The organism is Zooshikella ganghwensis DSM 15267 (assembly GCF_000428585.1).
Classification (GTDB): domain Bacteria; phylum Pseudomonadota; class Gammaproteobacteria; order Pseudomonadales; family Zooshikellaceae; genus Zooshikella; species Zooshikella ganghwensis.
In genome coordinates, this window is the sequence record NZ_AUAF01000369.1 from 1 (window position 1) to 1,396 (window position 1,396).

The 1,396-nt window shown below is 36.4% G+C and carries 1 protein-coding gene; it reads left to right on the forward strand.

Translation table 11 applies throughout. The features are described 5' to 3' along the window. Window positions 1-284 precede the first annotated feature (284 nt). On the forward strand, window positions 285-1,391 hold the full coding sequence (locus F607_RS33365) for a phage tail protein (protein WP_051311888.1): 1,107 nt from the start codon (window positions 285-287) through the stop codon (window positions 1,389-1,391). Window positions 1,392-1,396 lie beyond the last annotated feature (5 nt).

The following is a 1,396-nucleotide window of genomic DNA, read 5'->3' on the forward strand; positions in this document are numbered from 1 at the left end:
GGAAGCTAATTTTAAACACTGAACTTTAACATTGGCAGCCCTTGGGGCTGCTCATAGCTGTCAAGCCTCCCGCTCTGCGGGAGCGTTATGACTATTCTATTGTATCCATACCCTCAGCGAAGGCTATATTTGCCTACTTTTTCCATGCTGTATAAAGAGTGTACATAAATAAAAGCGTATGTTATTTATACGAAAAAGATGAAAGATTTCACCTGATGTTACTTTTAAAAAAAGGAGAGAATCAGGCCAACAGATAACTTTATTTGATATTTTAATAGTAAACTATGACAAAACAATATTACAACTTACTCACCAAAACAGGTAAATCAAAGTTAACCAATGCAGCATTACTCGGTGGTGCCTTAAAACTCACTAAAATAAAAGTAGGGGATGGTGGTGCTGATGAAGGTAAAGAAACATTCCCAAGTGAATCAACAACCCGTTTAGTCAGAGAACGCTGGGCAGGTAACTTAACTAATCTCTATATTGATCCACATAATAAAAACTGGGTTGTTGCTGAGGCAATAATCCCTGTAGATGTTGGTGGTTTTTATGTAACAGAATTTGGGTTATATGATGAGCAAGGGGATTTAATTTGCATAGGTAAATACCCAAGTACTTATAAACCACTAATTCCACAAGGTAATGGTACTGCAAATAGTCTGTTTTTAAAGGTAATCTTACAGGTTGCAAACGCTAGCAATATTGATTTAAAGGTAGATTTGTCCATTGCGATGGCATCACGAGAGTATGTTGATGAGAACTTTGTATCTAAATCTGGTGGTATATTTTATGGGGATATTGGTGTTGCTGGTGAAATTTATACAGGGATAAACTATGATAAACGTGTTTACCATGAAGGCCATAAGCCAACCAAGTTTGATGTAGGGCTAGGTAACTTACCTAATGTTAAGTCCGATGCAATAAGTGATAATAGCTCTGATAAGCTGGCAACAGTTAAGGCTGTAAAAACTATTAATGATAAAGTTAACAAACATCAAAATTCAGCAGACCCTCACTCACAATATTTAAATAAGGCTGATCAAGCTACGGATGAAGAACTTGCTATGGGAGAGGTAGATGGAAAATATATTTCTCCAAAAAAACTGAGGTTTGGTTTTAGTGTTTCATTAAAGCAGAATGGGTTTATCACCTTTCCTTCATGGCTAGGAGGCATAATTTTTCAGTGGGGAAAAGTAGACTTTATCGTTAAAGGTAATACACATCTTCAGATAGCCAGGTTTCCAATTAGATTTTCTAAAGAAGTATTTAGCGTTATTGTTTCAGGGTATAATGCTGATACAATGAGCGAAGGAGTAGAGATGAATATCGGTGTAAAATCTTACACAACAGAGTCAGTTAACTCGTTGACAGGTAAGCCACTAGTTTGACTAGT